The organism is Paenibacillus enshidis, assembly GCF_042136365.1.
GTDB classification, from domain to species: domain Bacteria; phylum Bacillota; class Bacilli; order Paenibacillales; family Paenibacillaceae; genus Paenibacillus; species Paenibacillus enshidis.
Genome location: NZ_JBHHMI010000003.1, coordinates 75,561 through 92,179, shown reverse-complemented (window position 1 = coordinate 92,179; position 16,619 = coordinate 75,561). Strand labels below are relative to the sequence as shown.

The following is a 16,619-nucleotide window of genomic DNA, read 5'->3' as shown; positions in this document are numbered from 1 at the left end:
TATCCAAGCAGAAGCTGACGTCCCGCCTAAAAAGTCGTCATGATGCCCAAGGCCGGATGCATACACTATGAGGAATAACTACGGCTTATTCAACAGTTGGAAGGAGGACGTTAAGCATGAAGGTAGGTTTTATCGGGACCGGCAGCATGGGCAGTCTGCTTATAGATGCATTTGTTAACGCTGGCGCCCTGACCCCTTCGCAAATTACGGCAAGCAGCCGGACATTTGCCAAAGCAGAGAAGCTGGCCCACCGCCATCCCGGCCTGAACCTTTCCTTACGGAACAGCGACACGGCGGCGGACAGCGATATTGTGTTTATTTGCGTAAAGCCTCTGGAATTCAAATGTGTGATCGACGAAATCCGCAATGCGGTTTCACCGGAACAGATTGTCGTATCCATCACAAGCCCCCTGCTCATTGAACGGCTGGAGAGCGAGCTCCCCTGCAAGGTATCCAAAATTATACCCAGCATTACAAATCTGGTCGGCAGCGGAGCCTCGTTATGCATACATGGCAGCCGTATCAACGAAGAGGACCGGTACATGCTGGAAAATCTGATGTCGGCCATCAGCAAACCGCTCCGTGTACCGGAAGCGTTTACCCGGGTTGCCTCCGACTTTGCCAGCTGCGGCCCTGCGTTTCTCTCCTATTTCCTGGAGCAATGGATCAACGCCGGCGCTGAACATACCGGCATGGACCGCCAGCAGCTCTGCGAACTCGCCAGCGAAATGCTGCTCGGCACCGGAAGGCTGCTCACTGAAGGCGGGTTCACTCCTGCCGAGCTGCAATCCAGGGTAGCCGTTCCCGGCGGCATCACGGCCGAAGCGCTCAGTCTGCTGGAAATGAGCCTGCACAATGTGTTCCATGAGCTGATTAGAACCACACATGACAAGTATGAAGAAGACGTCCGCAGGGCAGACGCCTTATTCAGTTCGGAGCAGCTTAACCGGCAACAATATTGACGAGCTTGCCAGGAACGGCAATGACCTTGCGCACCGTCTTGCCTGCAAGCGCCTGCTGCACATTATCCAGTGAAATGGCGTGCTCCTCCAGCGCCTTGGCGTCCAGATCCTTGGATACCGTCGCACGCTGCACGATTTTACCGTTAATTTGCACAACGATTTCCACTTCGGCGTCCACGGTCCACGCCTCGTCGTATTCAGGCCACGAAACATACGAAATGGTGCCGCTATGCCCCAGCCGTTCCCAAAGCTCTTCAGCAAGGTGCGGCGCCAGCGGTGACAGAAGCTGTACAAAATGCTCCATGCCTTGGCGCGGCAAGCTATCCGCCTTGTAAGCTTCATTGATGAAAATCATCAGCTGGCTGATCGCGGTATTGAAGCGCAGGTTGTCCAGATCCTCGGTTACCTTTTTAATAGTCTTATGCCAGATGCGTTTGAAATCATCCGTTCCGCCGTCCGGCGTGATTTTGCTGTTCAGGCTTCCGTCTTCCGAGATAAAGAGTCTCCATACGCGGGACAGGAAGCGATAGGTGCCCTCTACGCCATTTTCATTCCATGGCTTTGTGGCTTCCAGCGGTCCCATAAACATCTCATACACACGAAGCGTATCTGCACCGTATTCTTTAACAATATCGTCAGGGTTAACGACATTACCGCGGGATTTACTCATTTTTTCATTGTTGGTGCCGAGAATCATGCCCTGGTTGACCAGTCTTTGGAACGGTTCTTTCGTCTCCACCACGCCCAGATCATACAGCACTTTATGCCAGAAACGGGCATACAGCAGGTGAAGCACCGCATGCTCGGCGCCGCCAATATACAGGTCGACAGGCAGCCATTCGCGCTGCTTGTCTTTGGACACCAGTTCCTTATCATTGTGCGGATCAATGAAACGGAGATAGTACCAGCAGCTTCCGGCCCATTGCGGCATTGTGTTCGTTTCGCGGCGGGCTTTCATACCGGTCTCCGGGTCAATCGTTTCCACCCATTCCGTCACGTTGGCCAGCGGGGATTCTCCCGTTCCCGACGGCTTGATATGATCGACATCCGGCAGGACAAGCGGAAGCTGATCCTCCGGAACGGTCTTCATCGTCCCGTCCTCCAGATGCAGAATCGGAATCGGCTCGCCCCAGTAACGCTGACGGCTGAACAGCCAATCACGCAGACGGTAGGTTACCTTTCCTTGTCCTTTGCCCTGCTCTTCCAGCCAGGCGATCATTCTGGCAATCGCTTCTTCGTTATGAAGCCCGTCGAGGAAGCCGGAGTTCACATGCGGTCCGTCTTCGGTGTAGACTTCTTGAGTTACATCTCCGCCTGCCACCACTTCAATAATATCCAGGCCGAACTGCTTGGCGAACTCCCAGTCACGGGTATCATGTCCAGGCACAGCCATGATAGCGCCTGTACCATACCCTGCCAGCACATAATCGGCAATCCAGATCGGCAGCTTGGCTCCGTTAACCGGATTGATGGCATAAGCCCCGGTAAATACGCCTGTTTTGTCCTTGGCCAGATCCGTACGCTCCAGATCGCTCTTGCGTGCCGCCTGCTCCTGATACTGCTTCACCGCTTCCTTCTGCTCGGCTGTCGTAATGACATCCACCAGCTCCTGCTCCGGGGCCAGCACACAGTAGCTTGCGCCAAAAAGCGTATCCGGGCGGGTCGTAAACACCGTCAAGCTCTGGTCATGGCCTTCAATCTCGAAATGCACTTCGGCACCCGTGGATTTTCCGATCCAGTTGCGCTGCATATCCTTAATGCTTTCCGACCAGTCCAGCTCCTCCAGATCCTCCAGCAGACGCTCGGCATACTCCGTAATTTTCAGCATCCATTGACGCATGGGCTTGCGGATGACCGGATGGCCGCCCCGCTCGCTCTTGCCGTCAATGACCTCTTCATTCGCCAGCACCGTGCCCAGAGCCGGACACCAGTTCACGGGCACCTCGGCCACGTAAGCAAGACCGCGCTTGTAGAGCTGAATGAAAATCCACTGCGTCCATTTGTAATAATCAGGATCGGTTGTGCTAAATTCGCGGTCCCAGTCATAGGAAAAGCCAAGCGATTTGATCTGGCGGCGGAAATTGTCGATATTCTTGAACGTAATATCGCGCGGATGCTCGCCTGTATCGAGCGCGTGCTGCTCGGCTGGCAGGCCAAAGGCGTCCCAGCCCATCGGATGCAGCACGTTATAACCTCTCGTTCTTTTATAACGGGATACGATGTCCGTGGCTGTATAACCCTCCGGATGGCCGACATGCAGTCCGGCTCCGGACGGATAAGGGAACATATCCATGGCGAAAAATTTCGGTTTAGCCGGATCTTCTCCCGTGCGGAATGTTTTATTCTCTTCCCAATGCTGCTGCCATTTCGGCTCAATGCTTTGTGGTTGGTAGCCATGCTTCGGCTGTGTCGTTTCACTCATACTGATTTCCTCCTCATACGGTCTGCAACAAAAAAACCTCCGCATCCCATAGCGTGTCTGCGCTAGGGGCGAGAGGTTGTTTCCCGTGGTACCACCCTAGTTAGTAGACGGCGTTCTTCACCGCTACTCCCTTAAGCACCCTGTAACGGGGGTGATCCGATGCGGCTTACTTGCTTATGTACAAAGAGGCTGCCGCCTTCTGTCCCGCGTTGCCCGCATATCTCCGAGGTGAGTTCATTCCGCTCATCAACCGGCTTGCACCCACCGCCGGCTCTCTGAATGATCAAGACAAAATTACTGTTCCTCATCAGTGATTTTTAACGCAAATATTGCCACCATTATATGAAAAACAGCTCCATATGTCAAATGCTGCCCTTGCCCAGTCCATCTGGAGTAACAAAAGAAATCCGCGACACCGCTATTGCCAGCAAAACGATGAGCCCCCCTGCCCATGTCGTATGCATCAGATCTCCGGTTAAATTTACAACCCAACCGCCTAAAGACGCTCCCAAAGCAATGCCCAACTGGGTGAAGGATGTGTTCAAACTAAGCGCCAGATCAGGATTCTGCGGCGACTGCTGAACAAAATAAGTTTGCAGGGCTGGTGAAGCCATCCAGGTAAAACATATCCAAACAGATAAAGCGAGTACGAAGGTTGCAATGGAAAACATAAAAACAGGCAGGAGCAGTAACACCGTTGCATGTATGATCAGGCTTAGGTAAACAGTTTTTTTTACACCGAAACGATCGGCACCGAACCCCCCCAAACGGGAGCCTATCATCGAAAATATACCTAAGACCAGCATCGTCAGGCTAATCATCCAGGTATTCATCTGAGTTGTTGTCTGCAACACCGGAGTCAGAAACGTATACACCGTCTGAGAACCCGCATTCACGAATAACGTGATCAAGAAACCGCTGACCATCTTCTTGTTCATAAAAACAGAGAATTGCCGCCGAAGCGGGACGGATTCTCCGCCGGAAACTGCAGGAATCATCAATAAAATGCCAATCCAAATCAATACGCCAAGCACCGCTATTACACCAAAAGCGAACTGCCAACTAAACCAACCACTGAGCACGATTCCTAAAGGAACCCCAAAAACAAGGGAACCGCTAAGTCCCATCATGATCGTTCCGATCGCACCGCCCACTTTGTCAGGCGGAACCAGCTTGGAAACGGCCCCCATGGCAACAACTACAAATACACCTCCACTTAAACCCAGAAGCGCTCGTGCAACCATCAAAACAGCAAAATTAGGACTCCATGATGACACCAGATTAGCAAGCACAAAAAAGAAAAGCGCGGCCAGCATCACCCTTTTCCGTTCCAGTCTTGCCGTCAAAGTGATCACAATAGGGGTGCCGACCGCAAACGCCAGGGCATAGGCAGTAACCAGGTGTCCGATAAAAGATAGCGGAACCTGCAGGTCCCGTGCCACCAAATCGGTTACACCGATGAGCATAAGCTCCGCTGTCACCGCCAAAAACGCCCCGATTGTCAACACATAGATCCCGAAGCGACTCATATTTTGTGTAACCTCCGTATGATTATTTTTGAATACTCATTAAAAAATGAAGCAAAAAAAACGGGCCCCTCTTTCAATCAAGAATCGAAAGGGTAACCCGAACGATATCCTCCAAGGCCTTCATATCGGATACCGTTTTGGCGGTAACGATCAATCCTCCATGCGCACTGTTCAGAAATCGGGCCAGCGCCATAAGGTCTTGATGACGTTCATGAAGCTCCCCCTGCCCCTTTGCCCTAATGAGTGCATCGTAATAAGCGTGTTCAACGCTGGCGGATTCCTTTTCAATAAATTTGGCAATCTCGGGATCATGCGGTGCGAGCTCCACACACGTGTTAATCATGAAGCAGCCCTTTTTTCGATCCGCTTCGGAAGAGGTTGTCACGATGTCCTGGAACACTTTCGTAATTGCTGCTTTCCCTGAGGGCGTCTTCTCCAGAATCTCAATCAAAGTTTTTTGACTGGCGTAGTGTCTAAGAGCCGCAAAGAACAATTCGCGCTTGCCTCCAAAAGTGTTATAAAGACTCTGCGCCTTAATTCCCACATGATCGACCACATCTTGAATGGAGGTTCCTTCATATCCATGCTGCCAGAATACATGCATCGCTTTGGAAAGGACGTCCGTCGTATCGAATTCTTTAGGTCTGGCCACAGTACCCGCTCCTTTATTAAATGTTTATAGTGGCATTCAAGCCATCCGACACCTCCTCTTGTCAAGCAGTTTATCATTTTTTTAATAAACATTCAAGAACGAACTGACTACAACGGACAAGCCTCCTACCTGGAGGTCGGCGATCCGAAAGGTCTGCTGATCCGGGTGGGCTGGTAAAAACTCTATGACTAAAGACGCCGTCTCTGCTTTGGAGCGGTGTCTACTGGGTTCTGAGGAATTCGTAACCCCTTCTTGCAAGTTTGCCGATTTCATGCTGCGAAGGTTGAGTGAAATGCTTGACAGCCAAGTCGCCCGTCGACCGTGGCAAAGCATGTGAACTCACGATCCGAGAGCTTTGCATGATTATCCCTTTGGATCAGATACAGAAAAACAGAACACCGGGAACCGAAAAAACACCGGGAACCGAAAATATACTTTAGGCGCGTTAAAGAAAATAACGGATCAAATGAGGCACGAACATGCCTGTTGTTACGCTATTCAGGACAACCGAATGGGGTTATTATTTTTTTGATCATGCCTTATGGAGAAGCGGATCGGTTCGGATCAGGAGACGATCTTAGGAGCAAGCAGAGCGTTTAGGTGATGTGAAACCGAGAGAGAGAAGGAGGGAAGGGAACAAGGCGCAGCAAAAATAAAAAGACCCTGGTTCTCGTTGCCGCTTGGACTTCCATATCTGCTCACCTCCGAATCCATAATACACAAACATATGTTCTTGTCAAAAGCCGAATATTCCACTTCAGCTGCCCCTTTTTTCTAAATCTCTTTTCTCTGTTCTCTGTTCTCATTTATCTCCATTCCTTCCCTTAGCCCCCTCAACCCTGCATTCTGAGCAAAAGGGATAATCGCGCAAAGCTGTATGTATGGAAAGGCATCAGGCAACGGACACCAGACACCTCACCCTACAGACACCCATCTCACTCTGGCTACTAGACCTCTGAGGAGGTCGAATTCCTTTCTCGCAAGAAAGCTAGCAAAAAGCTGTCTACTTTGATTCAGCGTCAACTCCAGCAGTGAATCTCTGTTTTGCCCAGTTACATCAAGGCCTGTTTGCCGATTTCGTACTGCGAAAGTTGAGTAAATAATAATTAGGAAATTTGGGGACAAGAGCGATTGTAGGAATGCTTTGTTCTCGGAGCGCCTCAAAAGAACAAAAAGAGCGCCCAAGCAGGTCAGTAAAGACCTTTTGAGCGCTCCTGCAGTTTACTATTTTATTGCAACATAGAATAGCCTTGAGGCGTCATCCCCGGCTCCCACCCATTCAAAATCGGCATAAATCTGAACCTCGCGAAAACCTGCCTTGATCAGTTCCGTCCGCATCCACTCCGGATCATAGGCCCGCTGCACATGCACTTCCTCGAAGCGCTCGTACAGATTGTGCCCTTCCGCCCCCGTCCGCGCAAAGATGCTGAGCCGATGCTCAATTTCACAGCGCTCCGCATCCAGCTCGCATGTCCAGATGTAAGAAATCGAACGCTCGTCAAGCACAAACGGCTGTTCTTCATCATAACGCCTGAACGTATTCGGGTGATGCACATCAAACAGGAACGTCCCGCCAGGCTCCAGGCCTTCATAGGTACTGCGGAACACACGGGCGATATCCTCTTCCTCCAGCAAATAATTCACGCAGTCACAGAAGGAAATAACCGTGTCCACCGGCTCCGGCAGCCTCCAGTCCCGCATGTCCTGCTGCAGCCAGCGCACGCTGCCTTCTCTGAACAGTCTCCTGCCTTGAGAAGTCGCTTCCATCTTGCTGCGGGCAACAGCCAGCATATCGGAGGAGAGGTCAATGCCGGTCACTTCGAACCCTGAATTAACAAGCGGAATCGTGATGGCGCCCGTACCGCAGCCGAGCTCGGCTACACTGTGGGGCATGCCATGCCTTTCCCATGCCTTCCTGGCAAAACGCAGCCACTCCGGATAGGGCATATCCTCCATCAATTCATCGTATACATAAGCAAACTTCCGGTAAGAAGACATGTTCACACCGCACTTTCCATTTCCAGCACAGAGCTGTTACTGCTTCTGAGGATCCTGGTTATTCTGCTCCTTTGGCATCTTCTCGGCCAGATAGGTCCAGTTCTCCTTTTGCACAATCAGGCCGTCTTTCATCAGCTTGCCGATGGCACGCTTGAACGCTGACTTGCTGATCCCGAAGCGTTGCTTGATAATGTCCGGAGGCGTCTGGTCAGAGTATGGCATGCCGCCTCCCGGCCGCTCCTTCAGAAATTCAAGCAGACGATCCGAATCCTCTACGCGTCCCACTTCTTTGCGCGGAGCCATAGCCAGATTCACACGCCCATCTTCCCGGATATGCGTAACTCTCACCTTGACCGTCTCACCCAGACGCAGCATGCGGCTGCGCTCCGAGGCATGAATCATGCCAATCGCGCCAAACCCGAGCACACCCCCGTCTATCAGCACAAAGGTGCCCATTTGCAAAGGCTTGTACACCGTCGCCTCAACCCATGTATTGACCCATGACTGCGGCGCGTGAAAGGTCAGCGGCGACAGCTCCTGCTCCCCCGCCAGCTTGGCGCGCAGTCTTCCCTGCTTGTCATGCTCCATAATAGCAAAAACATGGTCGCCAACCCTGGGATGCAAATCCTTGTTTTCCGGCAGCTCCCGGATGGGCAGCAGCAGCTGACGCCCGAGCCCCATTTCGAGAAAGCAGCCCAGCCGGGGGTGAACATCTGCCACCTCCAGCCTGGCCATTTCGCCCAGCGTAAGATAAGGCTTCTTCATGGTGGCGGCCAGCCGATCCTCTGTATCAAAAAAAATAAAAACGTCCAGCCGCTCGCCTACCTCGATTTTTCGCGTCAGTTCGGTATAATGCAACAGCACGTCCTGATCGCCATAACTGAGAAAATAACCATAAGGAGACACCTCGCGGTCCACCATTATGTTAATCATTGTTCCAGCGATTAAATTCATACCGTCTCCACGACTTTGGCGTCAGACCAGAGCCTTTCAATATTGTAATACTCACGTTCATCGCGGTGGAATACGTGCACGATAACATCTCCAAGATCCATCAGCACCCAGCGCGCCGAATCCATACCTTCGATGCCTTTCACGATTCCGCCTTTCTCCATAACCTCTTTGCGGATCGCGGTGACAATCGCCTGTACCTGAGTATCCGAATTACCGTGGCAAATCACGAAATAGTCGGCCACAAGAGAGATGCCGCGCAGGTCAAGCGCCACAATATTCATCGCTTTCTTGTCATCGGCGGTGTTCACCGCAAGCTGTAAAAGTTCATTTGGCTTTATGGTCATTCACAAACCTCCATGGGATTGAATTTTTAATTGTTGCACCAAATAATTGCGCGATAATACCGTTAACGGGTAAATCACTTTCCGCTGCGTGAGCAGCAGGGAAATCGTTGAATCAAAGCCGGCCACAAGCGCCTCCTCAAGGCTATGTTGGGCCAGTTCGCGGATCTTATGCACATCGGGAAAATCTCGCCCGGGTTCAATGTAATCAGCCAGACACACCACTTTATCGAGCAGGCCCATCTCTTCTCTGCCCGAAGTGTGCCAGCGGATCGCATTCAGTACCTCCGCATCCTCGACACCATAGTCTTTACGGGCCGCGATAAAGCCTGCTTCCGAGTGCCAAAGCTGCTTGTCATGCTTCAGCAGCTCTTTGTTGCTCTCACTGCTTTCCTCAATGACAGCCTTCATCTGTTCAACAGGCCAATACTTGGCCACATCATGCAAAATAGCGGCCAAATCCGCCTTGACGGGATCGGCCCCATACTTTTCCGCCAGTTCTACGGCGGTCTGCATCACGCCAAGCGTATGCTTCCAGCGTTTTTCCGGCATTTGGCCGGATACGGTCTCAATCAGCTGCTCACGGCTATATTTCATACATACTTCCCCTTGTAATATATTCATACACCCGATCAGGCACCATGTAACGGACAGAATGTCCCGCAGCGATGCGCTCCCTGATGTCTGTCGAGGAAATATCGACCACCGGCATATCGGCCAGCATCACCCTGTCATGCAAGAAGGCGGGCAGCTCATCAAGCGCAAGCTCGTAGCCCGGCCTTCTTACACCGATAAATATGAGCCTTTGCGCCAGCTCCTCAATATGCTCCCAATGCGGAAGAAAATTGACCATATCTGCGCCGATAATGAAATAGAACTCTGCACCGGAATGCAACGCCTGCAGCTCCCTGATCGTCTGAAACGTGTAAGACACGCCTCCTCTGCGGATTTCATGGTCAATGGCCTCAAATGCAGAATGGCTCTGAACGGCCTCCTTCACCATCTGCAGTCGCTCTTCGCCTGCCACGCCAGCCCCCTGCTTATGCGGGGGGATATGGGAAGGCATAAACCACACCCTGTCCAGCCGGTAAGTATCATATGCGGCTTCGGCTGCAAGCATGTGACCGATATGGATAGGATCAAATGTTCCGCCCATAATTCCGATTCTCATAACTCCACCTTTATCCCGGATACGTAATTATGGAAGCTCGATCTGCTTGTTATCACGGGATTCCTTATAAAGGATAATCGTGCTGCCGATCACCTGCACCAGCTCCGAGCCGGTCTTGGCGGCCAATTCCTCCGCAATTTCGTGCTTGTCATCCAGATTGTTGTTGAGGATGGACACCTTCATCAGCTCACGCTTCTCGATAGCATCATTAATATGACGAATGAGATGATCATTCGTTCCGTTTTTCCCTACCTGGAAAACGGGATCCAGATGATGCGCCAGCGAGCGCAAATACCGCTTCTGCTTGCCTGTTAACATGTTATTATATACTCCTTCACGGCCAGCCGGTAACGGATCAATGCCCTACCGGTATCGCAGCCCTTCTTAATATTCATTTATGATGACAGTGTGTGATCTCTAAGCCAGACTATCCAGCACAGCCTGCCGCATGACCTGCACGTCCGGCCGGAATCCGAGCCAGTGCTCGAAGGCAATCGCCCCCTGGTATACGAACATTCCGAGGCCTCCGTGCACCATGCAGCCCCGCTGTACTCTACTTTCACGAAGCAGCCGGGTTTCCAGCGGGTTATAGATCAGGTCGCTGACCACAATCCCCTCCGGGATAAGCTCAACCGGCAAAGGCATATCTTCGGTCCGGGGATGCATGCCGACCGATGTGGTGTTGATCAAAATATCCACGCCGGGAAGACACCTGTGTGCCTGCTCCATGGAATATCCTTCTACGGGAATCTCTGCGCTAAATTCACCGGCAAGCTGTCTTGCCTTGTCTTCCGTCCGGTTCACGATCATTACCCGCTGTGGCAACTCCTGCAGCAAAGCATGCACAATTCCTCTGCTCGCGCCCCCGGCACCAAGCAGCATCACCGTCCTGCCCGCCAGTTCGGGAACAGCCTCTTCCCGCAGGGATCGGACATAACCGGCTCCGTCTGTATTATATCCCTTCAGCCTGCCGTTTGCATGCACAATCGTATTGACAGCCCCGATTTTCTCCGCCGCTTCATCAAGTTCGTCCAGGTAGTCCATCACTGCAACCTTGTGCGGGATCGTCACATTGATCCCGTGAAAGCCCTGCTCGCGGATATCCTGCAGCGTCTGCTTTAACTGGTCAGGCTTGACGTGCAAACGTCTGTATTCCCCTTCAATACCGGCTGCGCGAAAAGCTGCCGCCATCATGACCGGAGACTTGGAATGCGCAATCGGATCACCAATGACTCCCAGCAGCACAGGGCCTTTGTCTATTGTATGGTTTGCAGTACTCACCATCTCTATTACAACTTCCCTTCCATCCCGAAAGTATGAACGGCGGCAGGAACTGCAGTTCCATACCGCCATGCAGCAAACCGGCCAGACTAGATCAATGATGGTCGCACCAATACGCGGATACCGCGCGGCGCGTGCACGGCAACGAGTGCTCCGCTGTTCCCGTTCACCTTGATCCATCCCAGACCGGATATATAAATATCCGATTCGGACCCCTTGGGAATCCGGAATTCATGTCTTGTCCACTCAGGCATGGCAGCCGCATCCTCTTTTGAAGGAGGGGAAAGAAGCTCGCCCGCATGATTCGCGTACAAATCATCAGCCTTCTCCAGCTTGGTACGGTGAATCTTCAATCCGCCGCTAATGTAGCAGGTAAAGGATTGATGGGCCCCTTCAACAAAATCAAAACGCGCCATGCCGCCAAAGAACAGCGTTTGTCCGGAATCCAGCTGATAAGCGGCTGGCTTCAGCGGCTTGTCAGGCATTACGGCGGCCAGATCCTTCCGCGAAACGATTTCACTGAAGCGCCAAGGATACACAATACCCGGAGTATCCGTAATGAAATGCCCGTCATCCAGCGGAATGTTGACCATATCCAGCGTCGTTCCCGGATAACGCGATGTCGTCAACTCCTGTTCCAGATCGCTGTAATCGCGGATCAAGCGGTTAATGAGCGTGGATTTGCCGACATTGGTCGCCCCGACAACGTAGACGTCCCGATTGCCGCGCTGCTCGGCCACCGCTTCCAGCAGGCGGTCAAAGCCTTGATTCTTCTTGGCGCTGCACAGTACGATTTCGGTGGTGCGCAGCCCCTGCTCCTTCGCCTGCTTCTGCACCCAATTACGGATTTTGTTCCAGTTCGTTACCTTTGGCAGCAGATCGGTCTTGTTGACTGCGAGCAGAACAGGATTGCTGCCCACAAAACGCTGGAGCCCCGAAATCAGGCTCCCCTCAAAGTCGAAAAGATCGACTATATGAATAACGAGCGCGTCTTTATCACCGATACGGGAGAGCAAGGCGAGGAATTCGTCCTGATCGACCGTTACGGAAGACGATTCGTTGTAATTTTTAATACGGAAGCAGCGCTGGCATATGACCGGCTCTTTGTCGAGCGCTTTTTCGGGAACATATCCCGGTTGGTCGGGCCGGGCTGTCTGCAGCCGGATGCCGCAGCCGCTGCATTTGACGGCTTGAAGGCCGTCAGCTGTTTCTGTCATTTCTTCTTTTCCTCCTCATTCCAAATACCTTTCCTGCGAAGCCGGGACAGGGCGATCCGCTCCAACCCCCGGTTAATACGGGTTGTCCAGCCTTCATCGTGCAAGGAAATCGGGAGCACAAGCACCGTGTGCAGCCCGAGACGGTTGCCTCCGAACACATCCGTCATCATCTGATCCCCCACAACGATCGTCTGCTCCGGGGTAAGCCCCATGATGTTCATCGCTTTGCGGAAAGGGGTGTTGGACGGCTTGCGGGCAGCGTGAATAAACTCAATGTCAAGTGGTGTAGCGAACAGGGAGACCCTGTTCATATTGTTATTTGACACGATTACAAGCTTGAAGCCGGCTTTCTTTACCTTTTCAAACCAGACAACAAGCTCGGGCGTCGCGCTCGGCTCCTTGGCTCCAACAAGCGTATTGTCCAGGTCGGTAATTATGCCCCTGTACCCCTTGGCATACAGTTCATTAAGGTCAATATCAAATACAGTATTTACCCGCAGCCTGGGCATAAACAATTCAAACAAACTCGTTCACCTCTATTTCTTAAAGCAAACTATACCATAATCTTGGAAGTTAGTAAAAAGCCGTCCGCAAGCCAGCGAACGGCATTCAAACTAACCTGACCCGGCCTGGACACGGGCTTGGGTTGCTTTCAAGGCTGTGCGCAGCTCTGCCGCATACGTTCTTATCACAAGCCAGTCTTCCTCTGTAACGGCGGAAGGACTGTATCTTGCCTTCTCGAACATCGGCAGGAGCCGCCTCAGCACCGGCGAAAGCTCGGGGGTCTCCAGTTCCCATCGCGTTACCGATTCACGAAGCGTTTCGCTGCTTCCCCGGTTCCAGCCTTTTCGCTGCAGGTAGCGCAGCCAGCGCTCTGTTTCGACAACCACCTTCTCACCTGGCGTTAACGGCCTGCCTGCGCGGAATTGGAGCATATAGAAGTGCAGTGCGACGCGATTTCTCCATATCATATACCCCGCCCATAACACTAGTACAGCGGCTGCAGCCCATACAATGCCTGCGTTGATGGTCAGCTCGCCGTTAATATCCGCTGGGCTGGTCTCCTGCTGCTGCTCCGGCTGCTCTTCCTCAACCTCAGGCGCAGTCACAGGCTCGGCATCCTCCTGCTGTGTCAGCAGCGGCATATCAAATCCCGGAGTCGCTTCGACCGGAATCCAGCCGTAGTCGCCGAAGTACACCTCTGCCCAGGAATGGGCATCCGCATTGGACACCGCGTATGCCGTCATATTCTCTCCATTGGCCGCCTCCCGGGCATCGTCCAGAAAGACCTGCTGTCCGGGCGCGTAACCTTTAACCCAGCGTGCGGGGATGCCGAGTGAACGTGACATCATAACGAGCGAAGTAGAATAGTAATCACAGTAGCCTTCCCGAATATCAAAGAGGAAGCTTTCCACGAAGTCGTCGCTCTGGGCGCGGGATATATCCGGGTTATTTGTATAGGTATAGTTTTGCTGCAGGTACTGCTGCAGCAGACCTACCTTTTCATACGGAGTATCCGCAGACGCCGTGATTTGCCGCGCCAGCTCTGTCACCCGCGCCGGAAAATTATCCGGCATCTGCAAATATTCAGCGATTTGGCTTTGGCGTTCTGAATAAAGATCATCGAACGTTTGCTTGCGGAGCTCGCCCTCAGGCACGATCGGCACCTCTGAGATGATCGTATAGGTCCGTGGAAAAGGATTGCCTCTCCGCGTTGAATTCCAGTGCATCTCCGACTGCTCCGGTTTCCAGTTGAGCCAGTCGGTATTCGTGCTGCCGTCAATCGATTGAACACGATTGATGGAATAAGCGCCGAACAGCACCGGATAGGATTCCTCACTGGCCATGTTGACAGTCTGCACGACCTGCTCTGTCTCTATCGCCGGATGGTCTTCATTTTCCAGCTCCTCATTCGCCTGCACGGTCTCAAAATCGCTTCTCCGGTTCGCATCCTCCACCCACCCGGTGCCTGTGTATGTTCTGCGGGTTTCTCCGCGCCAGTAGCTGCGTTGGCTTGTAATTACGTTCATCACCGGCGAATAGTCGAAATTAAAACCTCCTCCAAGCCGGTTATCCTGCCGGCTATAGCCGGATTCCGTATTCATCTGCTGATTTAACGCCCCGGTTCCACTGGTCATCGTAACTGCTGCGACACCGTTATAATTCCGCCACACCGTATAGGGGTCTGTCACAGTTGGGGGAACCTCCGGCATATTAACACCGGCAACGATGACGAGCGAAAAGATGATGGCAATGTTCGCCACAATCTTGAAGGGCGAGCGCCGCAGATGCTTCCAGCCCTGCGGATAGCGCAGGCTGAAGCTCTGAAAATGCTTGGAGACCAGCCAGCCCATCCCGGCAAATACGGTCCACGCCACTTCCTGCCACAGAATGGATGGAGTGAAGGAATCCAGAATGCCAAAGGCGATAATATTGATGCCGAGAAAAACGAGGATGCGCTGCCTGGTGATCACCACAAGTGGAATCAGCTCCATGATCAGCCAGGCGATCAGCGCAAACCAGATGTACGGCGTGAGATGCTCGATAAACTCCCCGATCCGGTTACCAGGTGAACCCGAATTTGAAATAATGGAATAGGAGCTGAGCGTTCTGTACAGGATAATAAGCACTGCTGCCGCTTTCGCGGCCAGCTTCCATCCCGGCCTGTCGGGGAGCGCAATTTCGATCACAGCCAGCGCAACCAGTGTAGCCAGCACAAGCGCATTCGTTTCCGTAAACCAGAGGGTTGAAGTAAATGACAGCCATTGCACGGCAATCAAAATAATCCATAATAAGGTGAAGGCATGATACCAGGATGATATCAGGGAATTCAGCCATTTTTTCATTTACATACCTCCCCCCATCACGGTCGGAAGCTCCTGCAGGGAAGACACACTGTACGCATAAATTCCTCTCTTGCGCACAACTTCCATCCATTGGTCCTGTTCTCCCTTTCGTCCGGATCCGCCAATATGAACATGGCATGGAATCATGCCCTTTGCATCAGCCCAGCGGAAGATTTCCAATGCCCGTTCATCGGCCAGCGGACTTACCAGCACAAAAAAAGAGCCCTGCGGGAACAGCCGGATCGTACTCTCCAGGCTGCCCATCATATCCCCTGCGGGATCAAGGTCAAGATCGACCAGATGATGCAGCATCTTTTGCCGCTCCATCCCGTTCTCGCTCGGTTGAATCGCCTTTCCCCGTTGTCCGGCTGTACACAGTCCGATCCCCATGCGTTCTCTTCCGCCGAACTCCAGCAGGGAAGCCGTGGTTGATACGGCCAGTTCGAACTGGTCGCCTGATTTGTAATGGGCAGACAGGTGATCCAGTACAAGCATCGTTTTCGGGACCGTCTCATGCTCGAATTCCTTGGACTTCCAGCTCCCGGTTTTGGCGGTGGCATTCCAGTGAATGCGGGAAAGCCGGTCGCCATATACATAATCGCGCACACCATTGATCTGGGTCGTCTCCCGCCGCGTCCGGGTCAGGACAGAATCGGGGCCGGCCAGCCTTGTTTTGCGGTTATTCAACTGCCAGTACGGAATAAATACGACACGGGGCAGAACTCGGAATTCCCCCGGGGCTTTCACCAGACCCTTGTTTTCCATTAATCCGAAAATATCTTCGGTGATGATCTCCGTATCCGCAAAATAGTAACGTCCTCTTTCCAGCGGTGTTGTCTGAAAGGAGAGCTGCCCATTCCCCTTGATACTGGGGATAATGCTCTCCTCAAAAGACCAAGACTCACCGGTATGGCGCTTAAGCACCTCTCTGACAATAACATAAGGGAGCGGCAGGAATCCCGGGATGGACAGGTGCAGCCTGACATGGATCTGATCGCCCGCATGCAGTGTCTCGCTATATTCTGCTCCGCTGGATAAATACCTCACCCCTTTGGCGCGGCTAACCCCGCTCCTGCCTCCGATCCACAGGTAAACGCCCAACAGAGTTACCATGGAGAGCAGCATAAAAGAGGTTTTTCCGCCCTGAAACAGCACATACAGCAGACATGTCAGCCATACACCGCCAAACAGCCAAATCCTGCCGGATCTTCCGCTCTTTTTTCGCATCATTCGGTTGGAGCTCATC

The 16,619-nt window shown here is 52.6% G+C and carries 15 protein-coding genes and 1 other annotated feature; of the genes, 1 reads left to right on the top strand and 14 read right to left on the bottom strand.

Annotated elements, in window-relative coordinates; all coding sequences use genetic code 11:
- Positions 1-116 precede the first annotated feature (116 nt).
- Positions 117-962 (top strand): late competence protein ComER, encoded by an 846-nt coding sequence (gene comER, locus ACE41H_RS04885; RefSeq protein ID WP_375353688.1) that lies wholly within the window; start codon positions 117-119, stop codon positions 960-962.
- On the opposite strand, the gene leuS is transcribed toward comER, so the two are convergent.
- The 14 genes from leuS to ACE41H_RS04815 form a co-directional block, all read right to left on the bottom strand.
- On the bottom strand, positions 943-3,384 hold the full coding sequence (leuS, locus tag ACE41H_RS04880) for a leucine--tRNA ligase (RefSeq protein ID WP_375353687.1): 2,442 nt from the start codon (positions 3,382-3,384) through the stop codon (positions 943-945). The two genes, comER and leuS, sit on opposite strands and share 20 nt — an antisense overlap.
- Positions 3,385-3,445: 61 nt before the next feature.
- Positions 3,446-3,704 (bottom strand) — a binding site (T-box leader).
- A gap of 42 nt (positions 3,705-3,746) precedes the next feature.
- Positions 3,747-4,913 carry an MFS transporter gene (locus tag ACE41H_RS04875; RefSeq protein WP_375353685.1) on the bottom strand — a complete coding sequence of 389 codons (1,167 nt, stop codon included), beginning with the start codon at positions 4,911-4,913 and terminating at the stop codon, positions 3,747-3,749.
- Between the two features lie 73 nt (positions 4,914-4,986).
- Complete coding sequence (locus ACE41H_RS04870) at positions 4,987-5,565, bottom strand: TetR/AcrR family transcriptional regulator (protein WP_375353684.1); 579 nt, start codon at positions 5,563-5,565, stop codon at positions 4,987-4,989.
- Positions 5,566-6,789: 1,224 nt separating this feature from the next.
- Positions 6,790-7,563, bottom strand: a complete 774-nt coding sequence (locus tag ACE41H_RS04865; protein ID WP_375353683.1) for a class I SAM-dependent DNA methyltransferase — start codon at positions 7,561-7,563, stop codon at positions 6,790-6,792.
- 36 nt (positions 7,564-7,599) lie between these two features.
- Positions 7,600-8,517, bottom strand: coding sequence for a CvfB family protein (locus ACE41H_RS04860; protein ID WP_375353681.1), 918 nt, complete (start codon positions 8,515-8,517; stop codon positions 7,600-7,602).
- Positions 8,514-8,861: a ribosome silencing factor gene (gene rsfS / locus ACE41H_RS04855; protein ID WP_375353680.1), complete on the bottom strand. Its 348-nt coding sequence runs from the start codon at positions 8,859-8,861 to the stop codon at positions 8,514-8,516. The genes ACE41H_RS04860 and rsfS overlap by 4 nt, the downstream gene beginning before the upstream one ends.
- Entirely contained in the window at positions 8,862-9,455 is a 594-nt protein-coding gene (gene yqeK, locus ACE41H_RS04850) for a bis(5'-nucleosyl)-tetraphosphatase (symmetrical) YqeK (RefSeq protein ID WP_375353679.1), read from the bottom strand. It abuts the gene before it with no gap.
- On the bottom strand, positions 9,445-10,029 hold the full coding sequence (gene nadD / locus ACE41H_RS04845) for a nicotinate-nucleotide adenylyltransferase (RefSeq protein ID WP_375353677.1): 585 nt from the start codon (positions 10,027-10,029) through the stop codon (positions 9,445-9,447). The genes yqeK and nadD overlap by 11 nt, the downstream gene beginning before the upstream one ends.
- Positions 10,030-10,056: 27 nt before the next feature.
- Positions 10,057-10,347 (bottom strand): ribosome assembly RNA-binding protein YhbY, encoded by a 291-nt coding sequence (gene yhbY / locus ACE41H_RS04840; protein WP_375353676.1) that lies wholly within the window; start codon positions 10,345-10,347, stop codon positions 10,057-10,059.
- A 99-nt stretch (positions 10,348-10,446) separates the two neighbouring features.
- Positions 10,447-11,313, bottom strand: a complete 867-nt coding sequence (aroE, locus tag ACE41H_RS04835) for a shikimate dehydrogenase (protein ID WP_375353675.1) — start codon at positions 11,311-11,313, stop codon at positions 10,447-10,449.
- An 86-nt stretch (positions 11,314-11,399) separates the two neighbouring features.
- A complete protein-coding gene (yqeH, locus tag ACE41H_RS04830) occupies positions 11,400-12,527 on the bottom strand; it encodes a ribosome biogenesis GTPase YqeH (RefSeq protein ID WP_375353674.1) in 1,128 nt (375 codons plus the stop codon).
- A complete protein-coding gene (locus ACE41H_RS04825) occupies positions 12,524-13,051 on the bottom strand; it encodes a YqeG family HAD IIIA-type phosphatase (RefSeq protein WP_375353673.1) in 528 nt (175 codons plus the stop codon). The genes yqeH and ACE41H_RS04825 overlap by 4 nt, the downstream gene beginning before the upstream one ends.
- 90 nt (positions 13,052-13,141) lie before the next feature.
- Positions 13,142-15,373, bottom strand: a complete 2,232-nt coding sequence (locus tag ACE41H_RS04820; RefSeq protein WP_375353672.1) for a DUF4129 domain-containing transglutaminase family protein — start codon at positions 15,371-15,373, stop codon at positions 13,142-13,144.
- Positions 15,374-16,618 (bottom strand): DUF58 domain-containing protein, encoded by a 1,245-nt coding sequence (locus ACE41H_RS04815; protein ID WP_375353671.1) that lies wholly within the window; start codon positions 16,616-16,618, stop codon positions 15,374-15,376.
- Between the last annotated feature and the right edge of the window lies 1 nt (position 16,619).